22 protein-coding genes, 1 pseudogene and 1 riboswitch are annotated in these 25,730 nt (G+C 74.2%); of the genes and pseudogenes, 17 read left to right on the top strand and 6 right to left on the bottom strand.

Annotated elements, in window-relative coordinates:
- Window positions 1-158 precede the first annotated feature (158 nt).
- From ABD208_RS14520 to mutM, 6 genes and pseudogenes are all read left to right on the top strand, one after another.
- The gene (locus ABD208_RS14520) at window positions 159-1,178 is read left to right on the top strand and encodes an endonuclease/exonuclease/phosphatase family protein (protein ID WP_344104107.1); all 1,020 of its coding nucleotides are present in this window, start codon (window positions 159-161) and stop codon (window positions 1,176-1,178) included.
- Between the two features lie 169 nt (window positions 1,179-1,347).
- Window positions 1,348-1,833: a pantetheine-phosphate adenylyltransferase gene (gene coaD / locus ABD208_RS14515; RefSeq protein WP_344104104.1), complete on the top strand. Its 486-nt coding sequence runs from the start codon at window positions 1,348-1,350 to the stop codon at window positions 1,831-1,833.
- Between the two features lie 242 nt (window positions 1,834-2,075).
- On the top strand, window positions 2,076-2,630 hold the full coding sequence (locus tag ABD208_RS14510; RefSeq protein WP_344104102.1) for a YceD family protein: 555 nt from the start codon (window positions 2,076-2,078) through the stop codon (window positions 2,628-2,630).
- 2 nt (window positions 2,631-2,632) lie between these two features.
- Window positions 2,633-2,830 (top strand): 50S ribosomal protein L32, encoded by a 198-nt coding sequence (rpmF, locus tag ABD208_RS14505; RefSeq protein ID WP_344104100.1) that lies wholly within the window; start codon window positions 2,633-2,635, stop codon window positions 2,828-2,830.
- Window positions 2,830-3,525 (top strand): annotated as a pseudogene (gene rnc / locus ABD208_RS14500) (ribonuclease III); the annotation flags it as partial. The gene rpmF and the pseudogene rnc, both read left to right, overlap by 1 nt.
- Before the next feature lie 280 nt (window positions 3,526-3,805).
- Window positions 3,806-4,807 carry a bifunctional DNA-formamidopyrimidine glycosylase/DNA-(apurinic or apyrimidinic site) lyase gene (gene mutM / locus ABD208_RS14495; protein ID WP_344104098.1) on the top strand — a complete coding sequence of 334 codons (1,002 nt, stop codon included), beginning with the start codon at window positions 3,806-3,808 and terminating at the stop codon, window positions 4,805-4,807.
- Window positions 4,808-4,918: 111 nt separating this feature from the next.
- On the opposite strand, the gene ABD208_RS14490 is transcribed toward mutM, so the two are convergent.
- The 5 genes from ABD208_RS14490 to ABD208_RS14470 form a co-directional block, all read right to left on the bottom strand.
- Window positions 4,919-5,713 (bottom strand): C40 family peptidase, encoded by a 795-nt coding sequence (locus ABD208_RS14490; protein ID WP_344104096.1) that lies wholly within the window; start codon window positions 5,711-5,713, stop codon window positions 4,919-4,921.
- Between the two features lie 85 nt (window positions 5,714-5,798).
- Window positions 5,799-5,975, bottom strand: a riboswitch (cyclic di-AMP (ydaO/yuaA leader).
- A 191-nt stretch (window positions 5,976-6,166) separates the two neighbouring features.
- Window positions 6,167-7,954 (bottom strand): amino acid ABC transporter ATP-binding/permease protein, encoded by a 1,788-nt coding sequence (locus ABD208_RS14485; protein ID WP_344104094.1) that lies wholly within the window; start codon window positions 7,952-7,954, stop codon window positions 6,167-6,169.
- The gene (locus ABD208_RS14480; RefSeq protein ID WP_344104091.1) at window positions 7,951-10,260 is read right to left on the bottom strand and encodes an ABC transporter ATP-binding protein/permease; all 2,310 of its coding nucleotides are present in this window, start codon (window positions 10,258-10,260) and stop codon (window positions 7,951-7,953) included. Before ABD208_RS14480 ends, ABD208_RS14485 begins: the two co-directional genes overlap by 4 nt.
- 15 nt (window positions 10,261-10,275) lie before the next feature.
- Window positions 10,276-11,328 (bottom strand): cytochrome d ubiquinol oxidase subunit II, encoded by a 1,053-nt coding sequence (gene cydB / locus ABD208_RS14475; RefSeq protein ID WP_344104088.1) that lies wholly within the window; start codon window positions 11,326-11,328, stop codon window positions 10,276-10,278.
- 22 nt (window positions 11,329-11,350) lie between these two features.
- Window positions 11,351-12,847 carry a cytochrome ubiquinol oxidase subunit I gene (locus ABD208_RS14470; RefSeq protein ID WP_344104086.1) on the bottom strand — a complete coding sequence of 499 codons (1,497 nt, stop codon included), beginning with the start codon at window positions 12,845-12,847 and terminating at the stop codon, window positions 11,351-11,353.
- 440 nt (window positions 12,848-13,287) lie between these two features.
- On the opposite strand from ABD208_RS14470, the gene ABD208_RS14465 reads away from it, so the two are divergent.
- Complete coding sequence (locus ABD208_RS14465; RefSeq protein WP_344104084.1) at window positions 13,288-16,566, top strand: Rne/Rng family ribonuclease; 3,279 nt, start codon at window positions 13,288-13,290, stop codon at window positions 16,564-16,566.
- A 138-nt stretch (window positions 16,567-16,704) separates the two neighbouring features.
- Here ABD208_RS14465 and ABD208_RS14460 read toward each other — a convergent pair whose 3' ends face one another.
- A complete protein-coding gene (locus ABD208_RS14460) occupies window positions 16,705-17,277 on the bottom strand; it encodes a protein-L-isoaspartate O-methyltransferase family protein (protein WP_344104082.1) in 573 nt (190 codons plus the stop codon).
- A 221-nt stretch (window positions 17,278-17,498) separates the two neighbouring features.
- Between ABD208_RS14460 and rplU the strand changes: the two genes are divergently transcribed.
- The 10 genes from rplU to ABD208_RS14410 all read left to right on the top strand — a co-directional run bounded on the left by rplU (window position 17,499) and on the right by ABD208_RS14410 (window position 25,707).
- Entirely contained in the window at window positions 17,499-17,807 is a 309-nt protein-coding gene (gene rplU / locus ABD208_RS14455; protein WP_344104174.1) for a 50S ribosomal protein L21, read from the top strand.
- Between the two features lie 46 nt (window positions 17,808-17,853).
- Window positions 17,854-18,117: a 50S ribosomal protein L27 gene (gene rpmA / locus ABD208_RS14450; protein WP_344104080.1), complete on the top strand. Its 264-nt coding sequence runs from the start codon at window positions 17,854-17,856 to the stop codon at window positions 18,115-18,117.
- Between the two features lie 123 nt (window positions 18,118-18,240).
- Entirely contained in the window at window positions 18,241-19,758 is a 1,518-nt protein-coding gene (gene obgE / locus ABD208_RS14445; protein WP_344104078.1) for a GTPase ObgE, read from the top strand.
- 162 nt (window positions 19,759-19,920) lie between these two features.
- The gene (proB, locus tag ABD208_RS14440; protein WP_344104076.1) at window positions 19,921-21,045 is read left to right on the top strand and encodes a glutamate 5-kinase; all 1,125 of its coding nucleotides are present in this window, start codon (window positions 19,921-19,923) and stop codon (window positions 21,043-21,045) included.
- Window positions 21,046-21,112: 67 nt separating this feature from the next.
- Complete coding sequence (locus ABD208_RS14435) at window positions 21,113-22,477, top strand: glutamate-5-semialdehyde dehydrogenase (RefSeq protein WP_344104074.1); 1,365 nt, start codon at window positions 21,113-21,115, stop codon at window positions 22,475-22,477.
- Window positions 22,478-22,582: 105 nt separating this feature from the next.
- Window positions 22,583-22,771, top strand: coding sequence for a hypothetical protein (locus ABD208_RS14430; protein ID WP_344104072.1), 189 nt, complete (start codon window positions 22,583-22,585; stop codon window positions 22,769-22,771).
- A gap of 27 nt (window positions 22,772-22,798) precedes the next feature.
- Window positions 22,799-23,404 carry a nicotinate-nucleotide adenylyltransferase gene (gene nadD, locus ABD208_RS14425; RefSeq protein ID WP_344104070.1) on the top strand — a complete coding sequence of 202 codons (606 nt, stop codon included), beginning with the start codon at window positions 22,799-22,801 and terminating at the stop codon, window positions 23,402-23,404.
- The gene (locus tag ABD208_RS14420) at window positions 23,397-24,587 is read left to right on the top strand and encodes a hypothetical protein (RefSeq protein WP_344104068.1); all 1,191 of its coding nucleotides are present in this window, start codon (window positions 23,397-23,399) and stop codon (window positions 24,585-24,587) included. Before nadD ends, ABD208_RS14420 begins: the two co-directional genes overlap by 8 nt.
- Window positions 24,584-25,024, top strand: coding sequence for a ribosome silencing factor (gene rsfS, locus ABD208_RS14415; protein WP_344104066.1), 441 nt, complete (start codon window positions 24,584-24,586; stop codon window positions 25,022-25,024). The genes ABD208_RS14420 and rsfS overlap by 4 nt, the downstream gene beginning before the upstream one ends.
- A complete protein-coding gene (locus tag ABD208_RS14410) occupies window positions 25,021-25,707 on the top strand; it encodes a histidine phosphatase family protein (RefSeq protein WP_344104063.1) in 687 nt (228 codons plus the stop codon). Before rsfS ends, ABD208_RS14410 begins: the two co-directional genes overlap by 4 nt.
- Window positions 25,708-25,730: the final 23 nt, after the last annotated feature.

The following is a 25,730-nucleotide window of genomic DNA, read 5'->3' as shown; positions in this document are numbered from 1 at the left end:
GCCCGGCGCAGGGTGGGGGCCGATGGGACCGCCCGTCGGCGAAGGGCCCGGCAGAGTGTGCGGGCGCGGGCCGGCTCGCCCGCAGCCGGGGGCGGGAAGGGGCGACGAGCAGGCCCCCGGGTCCGGAATTCACCCGGGACACGGTAAGGTCCGCGGCCATGAGCGCCCCCACGTTCGACGAAGCACTCGACGCCGGGTACGACGACCCTGCCGAAGAACCGCGCCGCCGCGGCACCGTCTGGTCCCGCGGCCTCGTCCTCGCGGTGCTCCAGCTGCTGATCGCGGCGGCCCTGTACCTCCACGCCCAGCTCCCCGACGCGCTGGGGATCGGCAGCCTGGTGGAGTCCGTGCTGCCCTGGCTCGGCGCCCTCGCCGTGCTCCTGCTCCTGCTCGGCCTCGCCCGCAGATCGGTGACCGCGACGCTCGCCTTCCTGGTGCCCGCGGCGGCCTGGGGCTGGATGTTCTGGCCGCGGGTCGCCGAGCTGTTCACCGAGGCGGACCCGCCCCGGTCCGACGTCGTCGTCGTGCAGCACAACGCGAGCGACACGAACCGCGACGTCGCCGGGACGGCGGGCGTCCTGCTCGCCGCGTCGCCCGACGTCGTCACCCTCGACGAGGTCGACGCCGCCCTGGCCGGGCAGTACACGCGCGCCTTCGGCGACGCGCTGCCGTATCACGCGACCCGCGGCACCGTCGGCGTGTGGTCGGCCCACCCGCTCCGCGACGTCCAGGACGTCGACCTGCGCCCCGCCGCGTTCGGCCCCGGCTGGGAGCGCGGGATGCGCGCCACGGTCGTGCCCCGCAAGGGCGACCCCGGCGTCACCGTCTACGCGGTGCACCTGCCGTCCACGCGCGTGGGCCCGGGCGGGTACGACGTCGCCGCGCGGAACGAGAGCATCGGCAAGCTCGCGGACGTGCTGCGGGCCGACGGGTCCGACGCCGTCGTCGTGGCGGGCGACCTGAACGCCGCGGTGGAGGACCGTGCCCTGGATCCCGTGACGGCGCTCGTCTCCGGGCCCCAGGACGGGTTCGGCCTCACCTTCCCCGCGGCGTTCCCCATGGTGCCGATCGATCATGTCCTCGCCCGCGGCGCGGAGGTCACGGCCGTCGAGATCCTGGGCAGGACGGGCAGCGACCATCTGCCGGTCGCCGCCCACGTCGACCTCCCGTGGTCCTGACGACGCCGGCGGTGGGGCCGGGCTGTGTCGGCCGTGAGCCGGGCCCGGCGCCGGCGGTGTGCCGGGCCTGGCGTCGGGCCCGGCGCCGGCCGGTGCGCCGGATCGGGGTGCCGGATCGGGGTGCCGCCGCCGGGCCTGCCGGCTGGGCCGTGCGACTAGGCTGAGCTGCATGACCATCGCCGTCTGCCCGGGCTCGTTCGATCCGATCACGCTGGGGCACCTCGACGTCGTCCGGCGGGCGTGCGGCATGTTCGACCGCGTGATCATCGCCGTCGCCAAGAACCCGGGGAAGTCCGGCCTGCTGGACCTGGACACCCGGGCGGCGCTGGCGCGGGACGCGGTGGCGGCCGATCCGGCGACCGCGGGTGTCGAGGTCGGCGTCGTGGACGGGCTGCTCGTGGACTTCTGCCGGGAGGCGGGGGCGACGGTGGTCGTCAAGGGGCTGCGCGGTGGCGCGGACTTCGACGCCGAGCAGCCGATGGCGCTGATGAACCGGCACCTGTCCGGCGTGGAGACGGTGTTCGTGGTCGCGGACCAGGCGTACGCGCACGTCGCGTCGTCGCTGGTGAAGGACATCGCGCGGCACGGCGGGCCGATCGACGACCTGGTCCCGGCGGGGGCCGCGGACGCGGTGCGCGCGGCGCTCGCCCGCTGACCGGCCCGGCGGCTGCCCGTCCGCAGGCTGCCGTCTTCCCGGGGTCCGCGCGCCGATCCAACCCCGCCTCCGCGCCGGCGGCCCGGCACGTGCCGCATCACACTGTCCCGTCGCCGCCCCCGGGCCGACAACCGGCGGGCCGATGCCGTAAGATTGCAGGCTGGTCCTCTTGGATCACCCATCCGCTTCATCGACCGCCCTTCCCGGAGTCTGCCATCGCACTTGACCCGCGCTCGCCGCTCGTGCTCGACACGCACGAGCTGTCCCGGCGTCCCGGCACCATGCGCCCGCACGGCGTCACCGTGCAGGCGCCGTCGCCCGTGGGCACGCCGGTCATCGGCATCCCCGAGGGCGGTGACCTGGAGCTGGACCTGCGGCTCGAGGCAGTGATGGAGGGCGTGCTCGTCTCCGGCACGGTCCGCGGCGAGGCCACCGGCGAGTGCGCCCGGTGCCTCGACACGGTCGTGATCGACGTCGAGACGCCGATCCAGGAACTCTTCGCGTACCCCGAGCGGGCCGAGGCGCAGGCCGACGCCGGAGACGAGGACGTGGAGGACGAGGTGTCGGTGCTCGAGGGCGATCTGGCTGACATCGAGCCCGTGTTACGGGATTCGGTCGTCACCGCGCTACCATTTCAACCGCTGTGTCGTCCGGACTGCCCGGGCCTGTGCTCCGAGTGCGGAGCGCGCCTGGCCGACGACCCCGGCCACCATCATGATCTGGTCGACCCTCGCTGGTCGGCCCTTCAGAGCATGCTCGAATCCACGGGCGTGTCCGACGAGACGAAAGAGAGCTAGCCGTGGCTGTTCCGAAGCGCAAGATGTCGCGCAGCAACACCCGTGCGCGCCGCTCGCAGTGGAAGACCACCGCAGCCGCGCTGACCTCCTGCCAGTCCTGCGGGGGCAACAAGCTGCCCCACGCGGCCTGCCCGACGTGCGGTGCGTACAAGGGTCGTTCCTACCGTGAGGCCCTGAAGACGGTCCACGCCGCGGGCTGATGGCCCGTCGCGGGGCTCCGACGCGGTCGGAGCCGGACGAGTTGCTGGAGAAGCTCGGGGTCGTTCTCGACCCCGAGCTTCTCGTGCTGGCGTTGACCCACCGGTCGTTCGCCCACGAGGCGGGCGGCATCCCGACCAACGAGCGCCTGGAGTTCCTGGGCGACACCGTGCTCGGGCTCGTGGTCACCGAGGCGCTGTACCGCCGTCACCCCGGCACCGCCGAGGGCGATCTCGCGCGCATGCGCGCCGCGACCGTGTCGCAGCGCTCGCTGGCCAAGATCGCCCGGAAGCTGGGGCTGGGCCGTTACGTGCTGCTCGGCAAGGGCGAGATCCGCACGCGCGGTTTCGACAAGGACTCGATCCTGTCCGACACCGTCGAGGCGCTGATCGGCGCCACCTACCTGTCGCACGGCCTGGAGGTCTCGCGCGCGCTGGTGCACCGCCTGGTCGACGCGCAGCTCGACGTCGCCGCGGGCCTGGGCGCCGGGCTGGACTGGAAGACGTCGCTGCAGGAGGCCGCCGCCGTGCGCGGTCTGGGCTCGCCCGACTACCTCGCGACGTTCGAGGGGCCGGAGCACGCCCGGATCTTCCACTCCGAGGTCGTGATCGACGGCACCAGCTACGGCCAGGGCTCGGGCTCCGCCAAGAAGCACGCGGAGCAGGAGGCCGCCGAGGAGGCGTACAAGGCGCTGGTCACCGCGTTCCCTGCCCTGGAGGCCACGCCGGACGAGACCGGGACGAGCGGAGCGGGCGCGAGCGGGGCCGGGACGAACGGAGCCGGGACGAACGGGGTTGGCGCGAGCGAGGTTGGTGCGAGCGGCGAGGATGCCGCCGTCGTCGTCCCGCACACCGGGGATGCGAACGCCGGGAACCCGAACGCCGGGAACGTGAGAGCCGGAGAGGCGAACGGCGGGAACGTCAACGGCGGGAACGCCGGGGACGCCTCGAGCACGGCGAACGTCGTGAAGGCCAGGGGTGCCTGAGCTCCCCGAGGTCGAGACCGTCCGCGACGGTCTCGACCGCCTCGCCGTGGGGGCCGTCGTAGGGCGCGTGGAGGTCTTCCGCGACTACAGCGTGCGCCGCCACGAGGCAGGCCCGGCCGACTTCGCGGGCCGCCTGACCGGACGGCGTCTGGCCGCCGCCGCCCGCCGCGGCAAGTTCCTCTGGCTCCCGCTGATGCCCGACGACGCCGCGGTTCCCGCCGGTGTGCGGACCGACGACGCCGCGGTTCCCGATGGTGCTGCGGCTCCCGCGGGTGTCCCCGTTCCCGATGAGGCACTGCTGGCGCATCTCGGGATGTCCGGGCAGCTGCTGGTCCGGGGCGGGGCGAGCGCGGACGACTGGCAGCACCCGCACCTGCGCGTGCGGCTGCACCTGGAGGGCGGGCCCGTCGTCGGCGGAGAGCCCGTGCGATACCTGGACTTCGTGGACCAGCGGACGTTCGGGCACCTGAGCGTCCAGGATCTCGTCCCGGCCGAGGACGGGAAGCCCGCCGGCTACGGCACCGACCTGGCGCTGCTGCCGGAGCCGGTGTCCCATATCGCCCGCGACCTGCTGGACCCGCAGGTGGTGGTCGAGGAGGTGGCGCGGCGCGTGCGGCGTCGTCGGACGCAGATCAAGCGCGCGCTGCTCGACCAGACCGTCGTGTCCGGGGTCGGGAACATCTACGCCGACGAGGCGCTGTGGCGCGCCCGCGTGCACGGACGGCGGGCGACGGAGAAGCTGCGCCAGGCGGACGTCGTGCGCGTGCTGGAATCGGCCGCCGCCGTGATGCGCGAGGCGCTGCGGCAGGGCGGCACGTCGTTCGACGCGCTCTACGTGAACGTCAACGGCGAGTCCGGCTACTTCGACCGCTCCCTGGCCGCCTACGGCCGCGAGAACGAGCCCTGCCCGCGCTGCGGCACCCCGATCCGCCGCGAGCAGTTCATGAACCGCTCGTCCTTCTCCTGCCCGACCTGCCAGCCCCCGCCCCGCTGACGACGACGAGGTTCGCCCCGCGACCACGAGCTTCCGGGGTATCGGCCGGGAGCCGATGACGGAAACCTCGTGGTCGCGGGGCGAACCTCGTTCAGGGAACCGCAGGCCTCGTCAGGCGACGCGGACGAAGGTCGGGTTCGACTGCCACATCGTCGTGTAGCGGAGGGGGGTGCCCGGCTGGACGGCCTCGACGATCATGCCGTTGCCGGCGTAGAGGGAGACGTGGCCCGAGGTCCACACGATGTCGCCCGCCACCGGGTCGGAGACGGCGGTGCCCGCGTAGTGGAGCTCGCTCGACGTGCGCGGGAGGCTGACTCCCAGCTGGCTGTACACGTAGGTGATCAGGCCCGAGCAGTCCAGGCCCTCGGACGGGGTGGAGCCGCCGAGCACGTACGGGGTGCCGACGAGCTCCATGGCCAGGTTCACGGCCTGCTGGCCGATGCTGCTGCCGGTCGAGGTGCTGGTGGTGCTCGTCGTCGTGGTCGTCGAGGCGCTGGCCTCGGCGGCGGCCGCCTCTGCCTCGGCAGCCGCGGCGGCCTCGGCCTCCGCCTGGCGCTCGGCCTCGAGCTCGGCCTGACGCTGGGCCTCCAGCTCCGCCTGGCGCTCCAGCTTGGCCTGACGCCTCTCCTCGGCGATGCGCGCGGCCTCGGCCTTGCCCTCGTCGGTCTCGGCGTAGGGCGTGATCTTGATGGTGGTGGTCTCCACCTGGGGCTGAGCCTGTGCGGGAACCCGCACGACGTCGACGAGCTCGTCGGCCAGCACGTTGGCCTCGGCCCGGTTGTAGTCGAGCGTCGTCGTCCGGGTGTTCTCGGCGGGCGCGGCGCTCGCGCTCGAGGAGAACACGGAGGCGAGCATCCCGCCGGTGACGGCTGCGATGGCGCCGGTCTTGACTGCTGCCTCTCCCACGCCGGTCAGGGGGGTGACGGCGGGTCCTTCGGCGCGGTGCCGGCCACGGGTGGTCGGCTGATTCGTTGCATGCGTGAGCGTAGCCACTGGTCTCCTCCGACGCCTGCGAGGTGAGCTGTCGGGTTCGGATGGGAGTTTCACCCGGCCTTCCGAAGAAGGCTTCACCCCAAGGGCCCTTGCGGGACCCGTACTGCGTGGTTCCCCCGTCCCCGCCGGAGTACTGAGGCCAGGGTCCGGTGGCGGGGTTCGGCGGCCGGAACTGGACCACGGTCTGGGTGCCGCGGCAGGGATGACAGTACAGAGAAACTCGTCCTGTGTCACGAATTGGTCACGCGATTCTTTTCACCCCCCAAGGGTGGCGTGTCGGAAACGACATGTCACTGCTGGTCATCGTGTGCTACAAGCGGCGCTGAGCGGTGTGGCGCGATTCGGCGGGGGTCGGTGTCGCGCTGATCACAGCTGGATCGTGGTGTCGGCCACGCCGTCCGGCGGCGTCCGGTGGGTCGCGAGGACGACGGCGCTCCCGGTGGCGCGGGCGTGCCGCGCGAGCACGCGCACGAGGTCGTCGGCCGCCTCCGGGTCCAGGTGCTCCGCCGGCTCGTCCACCAGCAGCACCTCGGCGCGCGCCAGCAGCGCCCGGGCCACCAGTAGCCGCCGTCGTTCACCCCCGGAGACGTTCGCCGCGTCCGGTCCGAGCATCGTCCCGAGCCCGTCCGGCAGCGTGTCCAGCCACGGCCCGAGCCCGACGGTCCCGAGCGCCTCGCGCGTCTCCTCCTGCGTGACGTCGCCGCGCGCGACCCGCAGGTTCTCCAGCACGGTGGTCCCGAAGACATGGGCGTCCTCGGCCACAAAAAGTGTGCCAGGCGCCGGTCCTGACCCCAGCCCTGGCAGCAGCCCGGCGACCTGCATCAGCAACGTCGTCTTCCCCGACCCCGACGCCCCGGTCACCACCGTCACGGTCCCGGGCCGCGGATCGATCACCGCCCGCACCACGGGCCGCGCCTCCCCGACCCACTCGCCACTGTCCCCGGGCGGCCCGGCCGGCGCAGGGCGGAGGGAACCTCCACCCGCCGCCGGACCGAGCGACCCGCCGTCCGCCGCCGGACCGGGCGACCCGCCGTCCGCTGCCGGTCCGGGCACCCGGCCGCCCGTCGTCGGTCCGGGCACCCCGCCGGCCGTCGTCGCCCGCCTGCCCTGTGGTCCGATCCCTGCGCCGGCCGGCAGGCCGCCGAATCGCGGGCTCGGTCCGGAACCTCCGTCCAGCAGACCGAGCAGCCGCCGGGCGGCCTCCCGCGATCTGTGCCACTGCACGGCGGCGGCGGGCAGTCCGGCCGTCGCCTCGAACACCGCCAGCGGCGTGAGCACCACGACGCTCAGCTCCACCGGCGCCAGCCGCCCCGCGGCGACCGCGGGCAGGCCGAGCGCCAGCGCCGCCAGCACGGCCAGCCCTTGGGCCAGCGCGCCCAGCCCGGCGGACAGCCCGCTCACCCGCGCGCCGGCGTCGTTCACGCGATCGAGCTCGTGATCGGCGTCGTGCAGCTCCGCGGCCCGTTGCCGGAACCTTCCCGCCACCCGCAGCTGGGGCGCCTCCTCCAGCAGCTCCAGCGCGAGCGCGCCCACGCGCCCGCGCGCGGCGGCGCCGTCGGCCTCCACGGACGCGGCCGCCCGCGCCGCGAGCCACGGGACGACGACGCCGGCCACGACCAGGCACCCGGCCAGCGCCGCACCCGCCTCCGGCAGCAGCACCCCCACCAGGACCACCGACCCCAGCCCGGTCACGACCGCGATCCCCGCCGGGATCACCGTGCGCACGACGACGTCGCCCACGGCGTCGACGTCGGCCCCGAGCCGCGCCAGCAGATCGCCGCGCCGTACCGCGGGCGTCCCGGGCGCGTCCGCGAGCCCCGCGTACACACGGGCGCGCAGCGCCGCCATGCCGCGCAGCGCGACGTCGTGCGACGCGAGCCGCTCCAGGTACCGCAGCACCCCGCGCCCGATCCCGAACGCCCGCACGCTCACCACCGCGACCGACAGCGTCAGCACCGGCGGCATCTGCGACGCCCGCGCGATGAGCCACGCCGCCACGGCCGCGAGCCCGATCGCGCAGGCCAGCGCCAGCGTCCCGAGCCCGATCGCGGCCGCGACCCGCCCGGGCCGCACCTCGAGGAGCGGCAGGATCCGCCGCAGGGGGTCGCGCCGGTCCCGTCCCCGGAGGTCCGACGACGCCGTGGGCGCGGTCATCCTTCACTTCCTTCGGCAGGCCGGGCCTCGACGTCGATCACCTGGTCGGCGATCGCGAGCAGCGATTCCCGGTGCGCGACGACGAGCACCGTCCGGCCGGCGTCCCGCCAGGCCCGGACGGTCCCGATGATCTGTTCCTCCGACCGGGCGTCCAGGTGCGCGGTCGGCTCGTCGAGGATGACCAGCGGGCGCTCGGCGCCGTCGTCCAGGAGTGCCGCGGTGAGCGCGACGCGCTGCCGCTGCCCGACGCTCAGCCCGGTCCCGCCGAGCCCGACGCGCGTGTCCCAGCCACCGGGTAGCTCACGGACCACATCGTCGAGCCCGGTCAGCCGCGCGGCCCGCGCGATCTGGACCGTACGCCGCGGCGTGCCGCCGGACGTCGCCAGGGCCCCACGCGGCGGACCGTCGGAGGCGGCCCGGGAACCCCTTGGTGTGTCCGACGCCGCAGGGGCGGCAACGGACGGGTTGTCCGATGCACCCGGATCGCGGGCGGAGAGTTCGTCGGAGGCTGCCGGGGATCCGCTCGGGGTCTCCGACATCACCGGGGCCCCGGACAGGTTCGGGTCGCGGGCGGAGGAGTCGCCGGAGGCGGCCCGGTTGCCGGCGGGCGGAACATCGGGGGCCGCCTGGTTGCCGGCGGGCGGGCCGGCGAGGGCTGCCCGGTTGCCGGCGGCGGGGGAGTGGAGGATCTCCCGGAGCGTGCCCGGCGGGATCGACGGGCGTTGCGGTACCCAGGTGAGGTGGCTCCACCACGCGTCGAGGCCGATCTCGGTGAGAGTGGTGCGCTCGCCTGACGCCGATTCGACGACGACGCGGCCGCCGTCCGGCTCGATCAGCCCGAGGGCGACCAGCACCGCGGTCGACTTCCCGGAGCCGCTCGGTCCGCGCAGCGCGACGACCCGCCCCCCGCCCGGCAGCCCGGTCCCCAGCGGAACGCGGGCGGAGAACCCAGCAGGCGCGAGGACATCCCGCTCACCGGCCCGCACGGAGACGTCGTCGAAGACGAGTACCCCGCCGGCGATCCCCTCCGCGGGGCGGGGACGCTCGGCCCCTTGTCGTGTGGTCGGCCCGATGCGCCGCTCGGTCGGCCGAAAGTCGTGAGATCGGCCGCCCGGGCGGCCGACCGCTCGACTTCCGGCCGACCACTCGACATTAGACCGACCGCCAACTTCAGGCCGACCGCCAACTTCAGGCCGACCGTCGACCTCGCGCCGACCCTCGCCGTCTGGCGCGGCCCGCTCCTCCAGGAGGGTGAAGGCCCGGGCTGCGGCCGCGACGCCGTCCACCGAGGCGTGGAACTCCGCGCCCACCCGCCGCAGCGGCAGGTACACCTCGGGCGCGAGCACCAGCACCGCGATCGCGGGCTGCAGCTCCATCTGCCCCTCCACGAGCCGCAGCCCGACCCCTACCGCCACGATTGCGACCGACAGCGTCGTCAGCAGCTCCAGCACCATCGACGACAGGAACGCCACGCGCAGCGTCCCCATCGTCGCGCGTGCCGACGCCTCGCCCAGCGCCCGCACGCGTGCCGCGGGCCCGGCGGCGCGGCCGTGGGCGCGCAGGGTGGGCAGCCCGGCCACCAGGTCCAGCACCTGGTCACCGAGCCGCGCGACGACGGCGAGCCGCCGTTCGGACGCCCCCGCCGTCAGCCGCCCCACGAGCACCATGAACACCGGCACGAGCGGCAGCGTCACCGCGACGACCAGCGCCGAGACCCAGTCCAGCCAGAGCACCACCACCACGAGCACAGGCGTCAGCACCGCCGTCAGCACGAGCTGCGGCACATACCGCACGAGATACGGCTCCAGGTCCCCGAGCCCGCGCGTCACGAGCGTCGCCACCTCGGTGCCGCCTGCCGCTGCCCCGCCGCCTCCGGGCACCCATGCGGGGCGCTCAGCCGTCTGCTCGACCTGCTTCCGTGGCCCCGCGCCGTACGCGGCCGCGTTCCCCGAGGAGGTCGCGGCCCGGGCCGCCGCACCCCGCCCGCGCGGCGGGCGTCGCGCGACCGCGTTCACCACCTGCTCCCGCAGGTCCGAGATCGTGCGCGACGCCGAGCGCAGCGCGTACCGCTCCTGTGCCCACGCGACGACGGCGCGCCCGGCGACGACGGCCGCCAGCCCGGCGAACGACGCGGCGGCGCCCGGCGGCGTCGTCCCCGGATCCTGGATCGCCGGCGCGAGCAGCGCCGCGATCAGCAGCGCCTGCGCGACCACCAGCCCGGCCGACGCGACGCCGAGCCCGACGGTCAGGATCAGGTAGGAGCGCGCCGGCCGGACGTGCCGCAGCCGGGGATCGAGGGGACGCACCGTCTCATCATCCCGTCAGAACGCCGCGTCCTTGATCCTCTGCCAGGTGAGGCCGATCGGCGGCGGGATGTCGCGCACCGACAGGCGGCGCCGGAAGACCCAGTAGGTCCACGCCTGGTAGGCGATCACCAGCGGCGTGAGGATCGCGGCGACGACCGTCAGGATGCCCAGGGTGTACGGGGTCGACGCCGCCTCGGCGATCGTCAGCGACTCACCGCCGCCGGCCCCGGGCAGCACGTCCGGGTACATCGACCCGAACACCAGCACCACGTACGCGACCAGCACCAGGGCGGACAGCCCGAAGGCGCGCCCCTCCCGCGAGCGCCCGGTCGTGACGACGACGCCCGCGAGCCCGGCGGCGGCGACGCCGACCACGGCCCACGTCCAGGTCACGGAGTAGGCGAGCTGCGCCCACACGGCCCAGCCGCCCGCGACCGGGAGAGCTGCCCAGGCGAGCCCGGCGGCGAGGCGGCGGGCGCGCGCCCGGATGTCGCCGTCGGTCTTGAGGGAGACGAAGATCGCGCCGTGCAGCAGGCACAGCAGGGTGACGACGACGGCGCCGGCCACCGCGAACGGGCTGAACAGGTCCGCGAGCGTGCCCGCGTACTGGTGGCCGGCGTCCAGCGGCACGCCGCGCACGAGGTTGGCGAACGTCAGGCCCCACAGGAACGCGGGCACCCAGGAGCCGAACTGGATGGCGAGGTCGGCGCGGCGGGTCCAGGCGGCGTCGTCGATCTTGCCGCGGTACTCGAAGGCCACGGCCCGCACGATCAGCGCGACGAGGATCGCCAGCAGCGGCAGGTAGAAGCCGGAGAACAGGGTGGCGTACCACTCGGGGAACGCGGCGAACGTGGCCCCGGCTGCGGTGATGAGCCACACCTCGTTCCCGTCCCAGACGGGCCCGATGGTGTTGATCAGGAGGCGGCGTTCGGTGTCCTTGCGGCCGGTGCCGTCGGCGCGCGGCAGCACGCCGAGCAGCATGCCGACGCCGAAGTCGAAGCCCTCGAGCACGAGGTAGCCCGTCCACAGGACGGCGATGAGCACGAACCAGACGAGTGCGAGATCCATGGTCGGTCCTCTTCCGGGAGGCTCAGTAGGCGAAGGACAGGGGGCGGTCGGCGTCGTCGTCCCGCGCCTCGGGTGAGTCGTCGTGGACGACGTCGGGCACCCCCTCGACGGCGTACCGGTGCATGAGGCGTCCCCACACCACGGCGAGCACCCCGTACAGGACGGTGAAGACGATCATGGAGGCGAGCACCATCCCGGGGCTGACCGCCGTGGAGACGCCGCGCTCGGTGAGCAGCCGGATCTGGTCGATGCCGGTCGGGTTGGGGGCGACGACCCAGGGCTGGCGGCCCGTCTCGGTGAAGATCCAGCCGAACGACGAGGCGACGAACGGCATGGGGATGGCCCAGACGCCGACGCGCGCGAACCACTTGTTGCCGGTGACCCGGCCGCCGCGCGTGAACCACAGGGCGAGGAGCGCCAGGAGCGCCGAGCCCGCCGCGAAGCCGATCATGAGGCGGAAGGACCAGTAGGTCAGCGCGAGGTTGGGGGTGTAGGAGATCGGGTTCCCGGCGGCGTCGGTCTCGCCGTAGCGCTCGGCGTACTCGGCCTGGACGTCGTTGACGCCGGGCAGGTAGCTGTCCGGCCCGCTGAACTGCCCCGTGCCGAGGTAGCTGGCGACGCCCGGTACCTCGAGGATGTGGCGGACGCCCTCGCAGGAGTTGGAGAGGTCGCCGATGGTGAGGATCGAGAAGTTGGCGGCCTCCTCGCCGTCGCACAGCGCCTCGGCCGACGCCATCTTGCCGGGCTGCTGCTCGAACATGAGCTTGCCCTGGAAGTCGCCGGAGATCGCGACGCCGGCGCCGCCCACCAGCATCGCGACCGTGCCCAGCACGACGGCGGGCCGGTACACGTCGCGGGCGAGCGCGATCCGCGTCTCGTCGCCCGTGCGCACCAGCCGCACCATCCACCAGGCGGCGATGCCCGCCACGAACGTGCCCGCGGTGAGGAACGCCGCGGTCACGGCGTGCGGGAAGGCGGCCCAGAGGGTGTTGTTGCCGAGCACGGCGAGGATGTCCACCATCTCGGCGCGGCCGGTCTCCGGGTTGAACCGGGTGCCGACCGGGTGCTGCATCCACGAGTTCGCCGCGAGGATGAAGAAGGCCGACAGGTTCACCGCGATCGCCACCGCCCAGATGCAGGCGAGGTGCACGCCCTTGCGCAGCCGGTCCCAGCCGAAGATCCACAGGCCCAGGAACGTCGACTCGACGAAGAAGGCCGCCAGCGCCTCGATCGCGAGCGGGGCGCCGAACACGTCCCCCACGAACCGCGAGTACTCGCTCCAGTTCATCCCGAACTGGAACTCCTGCACGATGCCGGTGACCACGCCCATGGCGAAATTGATCAGGAAGAGCTTCCCGAAGAACTTCGTGAGCTTGAGCCAGCGCTCGTTGCCGGTGCGTACCCAGGCGGTTTCCATGATCGCCACGAGCGGCGCCAGGCCGATCGTGAGCGGGACGAAGATGAAGTGGTAGACCGTCGTGATGGCGAACTGCCACCGCGCCAGATCGAGAGCTTCCACTGCGGGCTCCTGGAGGTCGGATGGTGGTGCCGTACTTGCTCTGATGCCGGTTCGAAGCTTGTTCAGATCTTCACAAGCAGCCTATGCCTGCCCCGCGGCAGGTGATGACGACGCGCGGGGTGACATCGCCCACTCAGGGGAAGTGTCTCTCCGTCCCCGCGGGTCGGCCGATCGGGATGCGCGTCGTTGTGCGAGAATGGTTCTGCCCTTGCCGGACCACATCACCGGCGGGGGTTGCAGAGCCCGCAGTACCGCGTCCGCCGCGGTGCCGCGAGGGCGGGGCGTGAAAGGGCCCGTCGTCGCAGCCGACCGCGAAGACACGGCGGGGCCGCAACCGAGACTTCTGTCCGGCACGGCGCTTCGTTGCGACGTGCTCCAGGACGCCGACCGCCTGGCGGTTCGCGGGTGTGGGGCGGACACCAGCACAGGAGCAACCCAACGTGACGACTCCCTCCACCACAGGTCCGGCCGCCGGGTCACAGAACGATCACGACGCCGAGGTCCTGGCGACGCAGAGCGACTCGGAGAGCACGGCGCAGCGCAAGCCGGTGCGACGGCGCGCCACGCGCACCACCTCGGCCCCCGCGCAGCCCGCGGCCCCGATCATCATCAAGGTCGCCCCGCCGGCCGAGCCGACGACGTCGGCCCCGGCGCCGTCCGCCAACGTCACCGCCGGGACCGGCGCGCCGATTAAGCCCAAGCGCCGCCGCGCGGCCAAGCCGGCGGGTGCCGCCGAGCAGGCGCCGCTGTTCCCGGCGGTCGCCGAGCGGCCCGAGCCGGTCGCGCCGCCGGAACCGAGCGTCCAGGAGCCGGCCGCAGGGGTGCCCGCCGTCGCGCCCGCAGGGGTGCCCGCCGTCGCGCCCGACGCCGACGCCGAGGAGCCCGCGGTCGAGCAGAAGCCCGCGCGTCGCACGCGGTCGCGCAAGGTGGCCGAGCCCGAGCCCACGGCCGAGCCCGAGGCCGAGATCCCCGCCGCCCCGGCCCGGAGGCGGTCCACCCGGAAGGACCCGGCGCCGTCGGGCGCCGCACCGGACCTGGCGCCGTCGGGCCGCACGACGTACGCGGACGCGACCGGCGGCGAGAGCGCCGAGCAGCTCGCGCGGCCGAAGGTCGCGCCGCGGCTGGCGACCACCGCCCTGCTGTTCCAGGCGCCGGACCCGGCGGCCGCGCAGCGGCCCCGCCGCAAGGCCGGGCCGCGCAACGAGCCGGCGCTGGGCTTCTACTCGGACCGCCTCGCGACCCGCGAGGCCGAGGACGAGCCGGCCGCCGAGGTTGCCCCGGCGCCGGCCGTCGAGCAGGACGTCGTCCCCGAGATCGCCGAGGCCACCGTGCCGGTGGCGCCCGCGGCGCCGCAGTTCCAGGTCGCCGAGCTGAGCGCCGACGACGCGGCCGCGGTCGACGAGGTCGCCGTGATCGAGGAGGAGCTCGTCGCCGAGGGCGTCGAGCTGACCGAGCTCGCGCCCGAGGATCTCGACGAGGTCGAGTACGCCGAGGAGGAGGACGACGAGGCGCGCCAGGCCCGCCGCCGGCGGCGCCGGGGCGGACGGGGACGCCGCGGCGGCCGCATCCGCGACTCGCGCCACGACGACCCCGAGGCCGAGGGCGAGGCCGACGAGGAGACCGAGTCCGCGCAGGGCGACGGGTACGAGGGCGAGGCCGACGAGACCGCCGACACCGCGGAGACCGCCGGGGACGACGACTCCGACCTGGGCGACGACGAGGCGGGCAGCCGCCGTCGCCGGCGCCGCCGCCGGGGCAGCCGGGCCGAGCGCGCGGAGGCCGCGCGCGGCCGGGGCACGTCCTCCGACGAGGTCACGGCCCTCAAGGGCTCGACGCGCCTCGAGGCCAAGAAGCAGCGCCGCCGCGAGGGGCGCGACGCCGGACGCCGCCGCCAGATCGTCACCGAGGCCGAGTTCCTGGCCCGCCGCGAGTCCGTCTCGCGCTCGATGGTGGTGCGCGAGCAGGACGGCCGCACCCAGATCGCGGTGCTGGAGGACGGCGTGCTCGTGGAGCACTACGTCTCGCAGCAGTCGCAGGTCTCGATGGCCGGGAACGTGTACCTGGGCCGCGTGCAGAACGTGCTGCCGTCCATGGAGGCCGCGTTCGTCGACATCGGCAAGGGCCGCAACGCCGTGCTGTACGCGGGCGAGGTGAACTGGGACGCCGCGGGCATCGCGGACGGTCAGCCGCGCCGCATCGAGGAGGCGCTGAAGTCCGGCGACACGGTGCTGGTGCAGGTCACCAAGGACCCGATCGGGCACAAGGGCGCCCGCCTGACCTCGCAGGTCACCCTGGCGGGGCGCTACCTGGTGTTCGTGCCGGGCGGCGGGATGACCGGGATCAGCCGCAAGCTGCCGGACGTCGAGCGGAACCGCCTGAAGAAGATCCTGCGCGAGGTCGTGCCGGAGGGCGCGGGCGTCATCGTGCGCACCGCCGCCGAGGGCGCGAGCGAGGACGAGCTGCGCGGCGACGTCGAGCGCCTGCAGAAGCAGTGGGACGCGATCAGCTCCAAGGCCGAGAAGTCGAAGAAGTCCGCGCCCGTGCTGCTGCAGGGCGAGCCGGACCTCGCGATCCGCGTCGTGCGCGACATCTTCAACGACGACTTCTCCTCGCTCGTGGTGCAGGGCGAGGGGGCCTGGAACGAGATCTCGTCGTACGTCGAGGAGCTCGCGCCGGACCTGCGCGAGCGCGTGAGCAAGTGGGTCGGGCAAGAGATGTCCTCCGATGTCTTCCAGGTGCACCGCATCGACGAGCAGCTCGCCAAGGGCATGGACCGCAAGGTCTGGCTGCCGTCCGGCGGCTCGCTGGTCATCGACCGCACCGAGGCGATGACCGTCGTGGACGTCAACACCGGCAAGTTCACCGGCGCGGGCGGCACGCTCGAGGAGACCGTCACGCGGAACAACCTCGAGGCGGCCGAGGAGATCGTGCGGCAGCTGCGCCTGCGCGACATCGGCGGCATCATCGTCATCGACTTCATCGACATGGTCCTGGAGTCCAACCGCGACCTGGTGCTGCGCCGCCTGGTGGAATGCCTGGGTCGCGACCGCACCAAGCACCAGGTCGCCGAGGTGACCTCGCTCGGGCTCGTGCAGATGACGCGCAAGCGCGTCGGGCAGGGCCTGGTCGAGGCGTTCAGCGAGACGTGCGAGCACTGCAACGGCCGTGGCTTCGTGGTGCACGACCACCCGATCGAGCGCGGCGGCCCGGCGATCAGCGAGCCGTCCGACGCCGCCGGCGCGCGCAAGCGGCGCAAGCGCGGCGGGAAGGCCGAGACCGGCCCGGCGCCGAAGGCCGCGGGGACGACGACGGCCGCCGTGCTGCCGGAAGAGAGCTCGGAGGAGCGTGAGGAAGTGAAGGCGCGCCTGGCCACCATCGCGGCCGCGGCGCAGCACGCGCACGAGGAGGAAGAGGCGCACGCGGTCGCGGGTGCCGACGACGCCGGCGCGTCCGCCGAGCCCGGGCCCGGCGAGGCGGAGGCCGCTGCCGACGCCCCCGGCACGACGCCGGAGGCGGCGCCCAAGGTCGCGATCACCCTGCCCGAGCCGCGCCAGACGGCAGCCGAGCGCCCGGCCGTCCCGGCCTCGCTCGACGCGATCGTGCTGCCGGACCGCTCCGGGGGAGCGCCTGCCGGTGCGCCGTCCGACGACGACGCCGCCGGGCCGGGCGACACCGACGAGACCGGCGCGCCCAAAGGAGCCGGCGACGAGGTCGCCTGAGCCACGCAAGGGCTTCTGGTCCCGCTTCCTGGGCCGCTGACCCGCACCGGAGGGCCGTCACCCGCAGGGGTGGCGGCCCTCCGCCGTGCTCTCGGGGCCGTTCGTCGTGAGGGCGCGGGCCCCCGGCCTTCCCGCGGGTCAGTCCTCGACGAGGGGGACGAAGCGGTAGCCGCCGTGTTCCGTGATGCGGAGGTCGCCCTCCGGGTCGTTCTCGACCAGGAGCATGCGGCCGCGGACCGGGATCACCATCAGGCCGCCCGGGGCGAGCTGGTCCACGAGTTCGTCCGGGAGATGTACTGCCTGGGCCGACACGAGGATCCTGTCCCAGCCGCCCGGCCGGGGGCGGCCCAGCACGCCGGGGTCCGCCGTCTCGACCGCGGCCCAGCCCATGCCGGTCGCCGCGACGTTCTTCGCGGCCCATCCCGCCAGCTCCGGGTGGCGCTCGACGCCCAGCACCTCGCCCTGCGGCCCGGCGAGGTGCGCCAGCAGCGCGGTGGTCCACCCCGATCCGGCGCCGACGTCCAGGATGCGGGCGCCGCGTGGGACGCGCAGCAGGGCCAGCATGTCGGCGACCGTGCGCGGCTGGGAGGAGGTCTGGCCGTGCCCGATGGGCAGCGGGTGATCGGCGCTCGCGTAGGGGCGCTGGTGCTGCGGGAGGAAACCGGTGCGCGGCACGGCCTGCATGGCCCGCGCGACGGCGTCGTCGGCCATGACCATCAGCCTAGATCGCCGTCGGCGATCTCACACCGGATCGCGCACCGTACGGTTTGAACGGAGCGGCGCGATCCCGTAATCTGGGACGTCGGTGCGCCGTCTGCGCACCTGTCCCGCGTGCCCATGGCGCACCGCACTCGACCGCCGCGGCGGTGAGAGTCACAGCCAAGCCGGTGAAGAACGTCGTGCGCACGCCAAGACGAGGAGAAGAGTTCAACGTGGTGTACGCGATCGTCAAGGCCGGTGGCCGGCAGGAGAAGGTTTCCGTCGGATCCATCGTCGTCATGGACCGTGTCCCGGCGCAGCCGGGAGAGACGGTGGAGCTGCCGGCTCTGCTGCTGGTCGACGGGGAGAAGGTGACCACCGACAAGGCCGCGCTGGCCGGTGTCAAGGTCACCGCGGAGGTCGTTCGGGACGAGAAGGGCCCGAAGATCACGATCATGAAGTACAAGAACAAGACCGGTTACCGGAAGCGCCAGGGCCACCGCCAGCCGCTGACGCGGCTGAAGGTCACCGGCATCAACTGATTCTGAGCTTTCGTACTTCGGACTCCCCTGAAAGAGGTCAGCAGAGATGGCACACAAGAAGGGCGCGAGCTCCTCGCGCAACGGCCGTGACTCCAACGCCCAGCGCCTGGGCGTGAAGCGCTTCGGCGGCCAGAAGGTCAACGCGGGCGAGATCATCGTGCGCCAGCGCGGCACGCACTTCCACCCCGGTGAGAACGTGGGCCGCGGCAAGGACGACACGCTGTTCGCCCTGACCGCCGGCGCCGTGCAGTTCGGCACCCGCCGCGGTCGTCGCGTCATCGACATCGTCGAGGCGACTGCCGGGGCCTGATTCCCGGAGCCTGCCGAAGGGGGCGCGCCGTGGACGGCGCGCCCCTTTCGCATACCTGCTGCCCTAACCCGGGCACACCCGACGGGCCGCGCCCGTCACCGAACATCCTGAGAGGATCGATCCATGGCCAGCTTTGTCGATCGCGTCGTCCTGCACGCCGCAGGCGGAGACGGCGGGCACGGCGTCGCGTCGATCCGCCGGGAGAAGTTCAAGCCCCTCGCGGGCCCCGACGGCGGCAACGGGGGCGACGGCGGCTCCGTGAAGCTCGTCGTCGACCCGCAGGTCACCACGCTGCTCGAGTACCACCACTCGCCGCACCGCCGCGCCGCCAAGGGCAGCCAGGGCATGGGCGACGACCGCGACGGCGCGAACGCCGACGACCTCGTGCTGGGCGTGCCGGACGGCACCGTCGTGAAGGACCGCGCGGGGAACATCCTCGCGGACCTCGTCGGCACCGGCGCCGAGTACGTCGCCGCCGCCGGCGGCAAGGGCGGGCTGGGCAACCGCGCACTGGCGTCGCCGAAGCGCAAGGCGCCGGGCTTCGCGCTGCTCGGGGAGCCGGGCCAGGAGGCCGAGGTCGTCCTGGAGCTCAAGACGATCGCCGACGTCGCGCTCGTCGGGTACCCGAGCGCCGGGAAGTCCTCGCTGATCGCCGCGATCTCCGCCGCCCGCCCCAAGATCGCCGACTACCCGTTCACCACCCTCGTGCCGAACCTCGGCGTCGTGCAGGCGGGCGACTCCCGCTACACCGTCGCCGACGTGCCCGGCCTGATCCCGGGTGCGAGCGAGGGCAAGGGCCTGGGCCTGGAGTTCCTGCGGCACATCGAGCGCACCGCCGTGATCGTGCACGTGCTGGACTGCGCCACGCTGGAGTCCGGGCGCGACCCGGTCAGCGACCTGGACGCGCTGGAGGAGGAGCTGGCCGCCTACGAGGGCGACCTCGGGATCTCCGGCGGGCGCGTGCCGCTGAGCCTGCGTCCGCGCCTCGTGGTGCTGAACAAGATCGACGTGCCCGACGCGCGGGACCTGGCCGAGATGATCCGGCCCGACCTGGAGGCCCGCCGCCTCCCGGTGCTCGAGATCTCGACCGTCTCCCACGAGGGGCTGCGTGAGCTCACGTTCGCCCTGGCGCGGATCGTCGAGCAGGCGCGCGCCGCCGCGCCGGAGCCCGAGCCCACGCGCGTGGTCATCCGCCCCAGGGCGGTCGACGCCGCCGGGTTCACCGTGACCCGCAAGGGTGGCGAGGAGGCCTACTGGTTCGAGGTGCGCGGCGAGAAGCCCGAGCGCTGGGTCAAGCAGACCGACTTCAACAACGACGAGGCAGTGGGCTACCTCGCGGACCGGCTCGAGCGGATCGGCGTCGAGGACCAGCTGTTCAAGGCGGGCGCGATCGCCGGTGACGAGGTCCGGATCGGCGACCCGACGAACGCCGTCGTCTTCGACTGGGAACCGACCCTCCAGACCGGCCCCGAGCTGCTCGGCGCGCGCGGTACGGACCTGCGCTTCGAGGAACGCCTGCGGCCCACCCGCTCGGAGAAGCGCCGCGAGTTCACCGAGCGGATGGACGCCAAGGCGGAGGCCCGCCGCGAGCTCTGGACGGAGCGCGAGGCCGGGGTCTGGACGGACCCGGACGGGGAGTAGGGGTGCGGGCGGACTCAGCCGTTCCCCGGCCGCCGGAAGCGTGACGACGACGCACGGGCGAGGTACGGGCCGAGCACGTCGGAGCCCGGCGGCCCGGGAGAACGGGGTCCGCGTCGTGAAATACCCGGGCGGTCGCGCGGGTGCAGCGGCGATGATGGGAGGGTGTCCGCCGCCTCGTCCCGTGCCGCGCTCCGCGCCGCACGCCGCATCGTCGTCAAGATCGGCTCGTCCTCGCTGACCCGCCCGGACGGCCATCTCGACGAGGGAGCGCTGCGGTCGCTCGTGGACGTGCTCGCGGCCCGGGTGGCCGCCGGCGGCCAGATCGTGCTGGTGACCTCGGGTGCGATGGCGGCCGGCGTCGGGCCGCTCGGCCTGCCGGGCCGGCCCCGGGACGTGGCGACGATGCAGGCCGCCGCGTCGGTCGGCCAGGGACAGCTCATCGCGCGGTACACCGAGGCGTTCGCGCACCACGGCCTGCGGGTCGGCCAGATCCTGCTCACCGCGGAGGACGCCGTGCGCCGCTCCCGCTACGCGAACGCGCAGCGGTCCCTGGAGAAGCTGCTCGCGCTCGGCGTCGTCCCCGTGATCAACGAGAACGACGCCGTGACCACCGCCGAGCTGAAGTTCGGCGACAACGACCGGCTCGCGGCCCTGACCGCGCACCTCGTGCGGGCCGACGCCCTCGTCCTGCTCACCGACATCGACGGGCTCTACGACGGGCCGCCGTCGCGCCCCGGCGCGCGCCGGATCCCGCACGTCGCGCAGCTGTCCGACGTCGCGGACGTCGAGGTCACCGCCCGGGGCAGCAGCGTCGGGACCGGGGGGATGGTCACCAAGCTGCAGTCGGTCCGCATCGCCACCGGCGACGGCATCCCGGTGGTGCTCACCCGGGCGTCCGACGCCGATGCCGCGCTCGGCGGCGAGGACACCGGCACGTTCTTCGCGACGACGGGCCGCCGGATGACGGCACGCCGCCTCTGGATCGCCCATGCCGCCGGGACGCAGGGCCGCATCCACCTCGACGACGGCGCGGTGCGCGCGATCCGCGGCGGCAGGGCCTCGCTGCTGCCCGCCGGGGTCACGAAGACGGAGGGCACGTTCGACGCCGGCGACCCGGTCGAGATCGTCGGGCCCGACGGCGTCGTCGTCGCGCGCGGGCTCGTCGCCTTCGACGCCGCGGACCTGCCGGCGCTCCTCGGGCGTACCACCCACGCCCTGCGCGAGGAGCTCGGCGAGGGGTACGACCGCGAGGTCGTGCACCGGGACGACCTGGTCCTGGAGTCCTGACCTGGGCTCCTGCTCAGCCTGTGGATAAGTGCTGACGGCTGTCGGGGGCAGGTCTTAGGCTCGGGGCATGACGAGCCTCGTACCCGAAACCCAGTCCGCTGCCGGCGCGACCGCGGAGGCAGCCGTGCCGCCGTCCGCCGAGCCGGCCGGACAGGCGGGTACGGCCGGGTCCGCCGAGCAGGCGGTGCGGGAGATCGCGCGGCGCGCCAAGGTGGCCTCGCGGGCTCTGACGACGGCGAACCGCGCGGCGAAGGACGCCGCGCTCGCCGCCGTCGCGGAGGATCTGGTGGCGAACGCCGAGCGCATCGTGGCCGCGAACGCGCAGGACATGGAGCGCGGCCGCGCGAACGGCATGACGCCGGGCCTGCTGGACCGGCTCGTGCTCACGCCCGCGAAGATCGAGGCCATCGCGGGCGCCGTGCGCGACGTCGCCGCGCTGCCCGACCCGGTCGGCGAGGTGGTGCGCGGGCAGACCCTGCCGAACGGCCTGCGGCTGCGGCAGCTGCGGGTGCCGATGGGCGTGGTCGGCATGATCTACGAGGCCCGGCCGAACGTGACCGTCGACGCCGCCGTGCTGGCGCTCAAGTCCGGCAACGCGGCGATCCTGCGCGGCGGGTCCGCGGCGGCGTCGTCGAACCAGGTGATCGTCGAGGTGCTGCGGGGCGCGCTGGAGCGGTCCGGGTTCCCGGCCGACCTGGTGCAGACCATCGACGCCCACGGGCGGCCCGGGGCGCGCGCGCTGATGCGGGCACGCGGGCTGGTTGACGTGCTCGTCCCGCGCGGCGGGGGAGAGCTCATCCAGACCGTCGTCGCCGAGTCCACGGTGCCCGTCATCGAGACCGGCGTCGGCAACGTGCACGTGTACGTCGACGCCACCGCGGACGTCGACAGCGCCGTGGCGATCACCCTGAACGCCAAGACCCAGCGCGTCGGCGTGTGCAACGCGGCCGAGACGCTGCTCGTGCACGCCGACGCCGCGCCGGCGTTCCTGCCCGCCGCGCTCGCCGCGCTCGCGGACGCGGGCGTCGTGCTGCACGGCGACGAGCGCGCGCTCGGGTACGCGCCGGAGGGCGCGACGGCGGTCCCCGCGACCGACGAGGACTGGGCCACCGAGTACCTCGCGCTGGAGCTGGGCGTCAAGGTCGTGGACTCCCTCGACGAGGCGATCGACCACATCCGGACCTGGTCGTCGGGCCACACCGAGGCCATCCTCACGCGTGATCTGGCGGCCGCCGAGCGGTTCACGGCCGAGGTGGACTCCGCCGCCGTCATGGTCAACGCGTCGACGCGGTTCACCGACGGCGCCGAGCTCGGCCTCGGCGCGGAGATCGGGATCTCCACCCAGAAGCTGCACGCGCGCGGGCCCATGGGCCTCGCCGAGCTCACCACCACGAAGTGGATCGTCCAGGGCGACGGCCACGTGCGGCCGTGATGTCCCGCAGGACATCACAACTCCGTCACGACATCGCGTGCCGCTCGACGGAAGCGTCGTGAGAGACTAGCCCTCACCTGAGCACGAACCACCAGGAGGACATCCGTGCTGCACATCGCGGTCCAGATCGCCGAGACCACCACCGAGCACGCCGCCGAGGCGCCCCTGCCGCCCCTGGCGTTCGGGCTGATCGCGTTCGGCTCGCTCGTCGCGGCGCTGCTGTTCACCTTCTCGTTCCGCAACGTGGGCAACCGCCACGCCGGCGTGACCGTCCACGCCGACAGCGGTCACTGAGACAGGGCGCAGGCGAAGGGGTTGTCAGTGTCTCCTCGGCGGCCGCGTATCGGCGTGATGGGCGGGACGTTCGATCCCGTCCATCACGGCCACCTCGTGGCCGCGAGCGAGGCCGCCGCGCGTCTCGACCTCGACGAGGTCGTGTTCGTCCCGACCGGCCGTCCCTGGCTCAAGCACCACAAGACGGTGACCTCGTCCGAGCACCGGTACCTCATGACGGTCATCGCCACGGCGTCGAACCCCCAGTTCACCGTGAGCCGCGTCGACGTCGACCGCCCGGGTGTCACGTACACCGTGGACACGCTGCGGGAGCTGCGGCTCGAGCGGCCGGACGCGGACCTGTACTTCATCACCGGGGCCGACGCGATCGAGCAGATCCTCACGTGGAAGGATGCCGACAAGCTGTGGGACATGGCACACTTCGTCGCGGTCACGCGTCCCGGACACCACCTGAGCACCGAGGGCCTGCCCGCGGACGGCGTGACGATGCTGGAGGTCCCGGCTCTCGCGATCTCGTCGTCCGACTGCCGCCGGCGCGCGGGGGCGGGGCTGCCGGTGTGGTACCTGGTACCGGACGGCGTGGTCCAGTACATCGCCAAGCACGGACTGTATCGAGGTCTTTCGGATGAGTGACAACAACGGTCGCCCGTTGACGCGGCGTGAGCTGCGCGAACGCGAGGCAGCGCGAGCCGCCGAAGGCGGTGTGCCGGGCGCGCAGCCCGGCGGCCAGGCGTCCGGCGGGTTCCCGCCGGCGCAGCCACCCGCCGGGCCTCCGCCCGTCACCAGGCCGCCTCAGGCGTCCGCGTCGCGTGGTCTGGACGCGACCGGCCGGCTCACGCCCGTGCAGGGCGCGGGCGGCCCGGACGCGCCCGGCGCCGGCAGCGGCCCGGGGTTCCCACCGCCGCCCGCCGCACCCGCACCCGCACCGGCGGGCGCGGCGCCCGGCGGCCCGCCGTCACCCTTCCCCGCTCGCGGCGGCAACCCGCCCGCGGGCCACGGAGGCGGCGCGACCGGCGGGCAGAGCCCGTTCGCTCCTCGTTCGCAGGCGGTACCGCCACCCGCGGCGGGCCCGCGCCCGGCCGGCGGTCCCGGCCAGCCGCCGCCCGCCGCCGCCTGGGGTGCCGCCTCGGCGCCCACGCGGCCGCCTGCTCCCGGCGCTCCTGCCCCCGGCGGCCAGGGCGTGCCGGCCACGGTCCCCGGCTCCCCGTTCGGTGGCCCGAGCCCGGCACGGCCCGACGTCACGCAGGTCGCGGGCCCCGGGTCCCCCTGGGGGAGCCCGGCTCCGGCCGGTCCGGGCCGCGGCGGCCCCGGTGCGCCGCCCGTCGTCGGGCAGCAGCCTCCGGCCGGCCCGCCGTCGCCGTTCCCGCCCGCGGCCGGGCCGCGCGACAGCGCGCCCTCGCCGTTCCCGCCGGCCGGTCCGCCCGCCGACGGTGCCACGTCGCCGTTCCCGCCGGCGGGCGGTCCGCCCGGCGCCGCGGCGTCGCCGTTCCCGCCCGCAGCGGGCGGCCCGCCCGGAACTCACCCGCAGGCGCAGCCCGCAGGTCCCGGCGGTCAGCCGCAGGGCTTCGACGCCATCGCGGGCGCCGGGCGCCCGCAGTCGGTCCGCAGCACCCGCCGTGCCGAGGACGACTGGGAGGACCTGGAGGACGAGGATCCCGGTCCCTCCTACACGTGGCTGCACTACGTGATCCTGATCGTGGTGGCCTTCGTCCTGGGGCTGCTGGTCTGGAAACTCGTCCTCGAGCCCGAGGACGAACCCACCACGGGCGAGGCGCACGTCGTCAGCTCGATGGTCACCGAGGAGGTACTCGCATGACGGCGACCGAACGCGCCCGTGAGCTCGCCGTCGTGGCGGCGCGGGCCGCGAGCGACCGCAAGGCGCAGGAGATCATCGCCCTGGACGTGAGCGAGCAGCTGGTGCTCACCGATGTCTTCCTCATCGCCTCGGGCACCAACGAGCGGCAGGTCAAGGCCATCGTCGACGCCGTCGAGGAGGCCATGCACAAGGCGGGCTCCAAGGCGATCCGCCGGGAGGGCCTCTCCGAGGCGCGCTGGGCCCTGCTGGACTTCGGCGACGTCGTCGTGCACGTGCAGCACACCGAGGACCGCGTGTACTACGCGCTGGAACGGCTCTGGAAGGACTGCCCCGCCATCGACCTGCCGGAGGACGCCCGCGGCGGCGGCGACACGGGGGAGTTCGGCGGGCAGGAGACGGACGCCGCCATCTACCTCGACCCGGGGCTTCGCCCGTGACGGCGGGCACCATCGTCCTGCTGCGTCACGGCCGTACCGCGTACAACCACACGAAACGGCTCCAGGGTCAGATCGACATCCCGCTCGACGACGTCGGCCGCTGGCAGGCCGAGCAGGGCGCGAACGCCCTCGCGTCGTCGCACACCGCGGTGAAGATCGTCGCGAGCGACCTGGAGCGGGCCTTCGACACGGCCACCGCCTACGCGAAGCTCGTGGAGCTCGACGTCGAGTCCGACGCGCGGCTGCGCGAGCGATCCTTCGGCGAGTGGGAGGGCCTGACCGGCGAGGAGATCGCCGCGCGCTGGCCCGACGAGCACGCCGCCTGGCGGGCGGGCGCGGATCCGGTCCGGGCCGGTGCGGAGTCGCGGGCCGCCGTCGCCGAGCGCACCGCGGCCGCCGTCGTCGAGCACGCCGCGGCGCTGGGTGACGACGACACGCTCGTCGTCGTCTCGCACGGCGCGGCGATCACCCTGGCCCTGACCCGGATGATGGACGAGGACCCGACCACCTGGCGCGGGATCAGCGGCCTGCACAACGTGCACTGGTCGCACCTGCGGGCCTCCGGTGCGCAGGCCCGCCCGGCCTGGCGCCTGGTCGCCCACAACGTGGGCGCCGGTTACCCCCTCGACCGCTGGCAGGCCGGCCCGGACTGGAACCTCGAGCCGGCCGGCAAGGGCGAGTAGCACTCGACCCTGCCGGCCGGTTC

It is taken from the genome of Myceligenerans crystallogenes (assembly GCF_039529775.1).
Taxonomy (GTDB): domain Bacteria; phylum Actinomycetota; class Actinomycetes; order Actinomycetales; family Cellulomonadaceae; genus Myceligenerans; species Myceligenerans crystallogenes.
Note: the sequence above shows the minus strand (reverse complement) of the source record. Positions and strands in the feature narration are given on the sequence as shown.

Bases quoted from the DNA above. Each gene is read 5' to 3' on its own strand.
- rpmA (WP_344104080.1), top strand. From the start codon at position 17,854: ATGGCACACAAGAAGGGCGCGAGCTCCTCGCGCAACGGCCGTGACTCC.
- ABD208_RS14420 (WP_344104068.1), top strand. From the start codon at position 23,397: ATGAGTGACAACAACGGTCGCCCGTTGACGCGGCGTGAGCTGCGCGAA.
- rsfS (WP_344104066.1), top strand. From the start codon at position 24,584: ATGACGGCGACCGAACGCGCCCGTGAGCTCGCCGTCGTGGCGGCGCGG.
- ABD208_RS14520 (WP_344104107.1), top strand. From the start codon at position 159: ATGAGCGCCCCCACGTTCGACGAAGCACTCGACGCCGGGTACGACGAC.
- ABD208_RS14460 (WP_344104082.1), bottom strand. From the start codon at position 17,277: ATGGCCGACGACGCCGTCGCGCGGGCCATGCAGGCCGTGCCGCGCACC.
- obgE (WP_344104078.1), top strand. From the start codon at position 18,241: ATGGCCAGCTTTGTCGATCGCGTCGTCCTGCACGCCGCAGGCGGAGAC.
- ABD208_RS14485 (WP_344104094.1), bottom strand. From the start codon at position 7,954: ATGACCGCGCCCACGGCGTCGTCGGACCTCCGGGGACGGGACCGGCGC.
- ABD208_RS14435 (WP_344104074.1), top strand. From the start codon at position 21,113: ATGACGAGCCTCGTACCCGAAACCCAGTCCGCTGCCGGCGCGACCGCG.
- coaD (WP_344104104.1), top strand. From the start codon at position 1,348: ATGACCATCGCCGTCTGCCCGGGCTCGTTCGATCCGATCACGCTGGGG.
- cydB (WP_344104088.1), bottom strand. From the start codon at position 11,328: ATGGATCTCGCACTCGTCTGGTTCGTGCTCATCGCCGTCCTGTGGACG.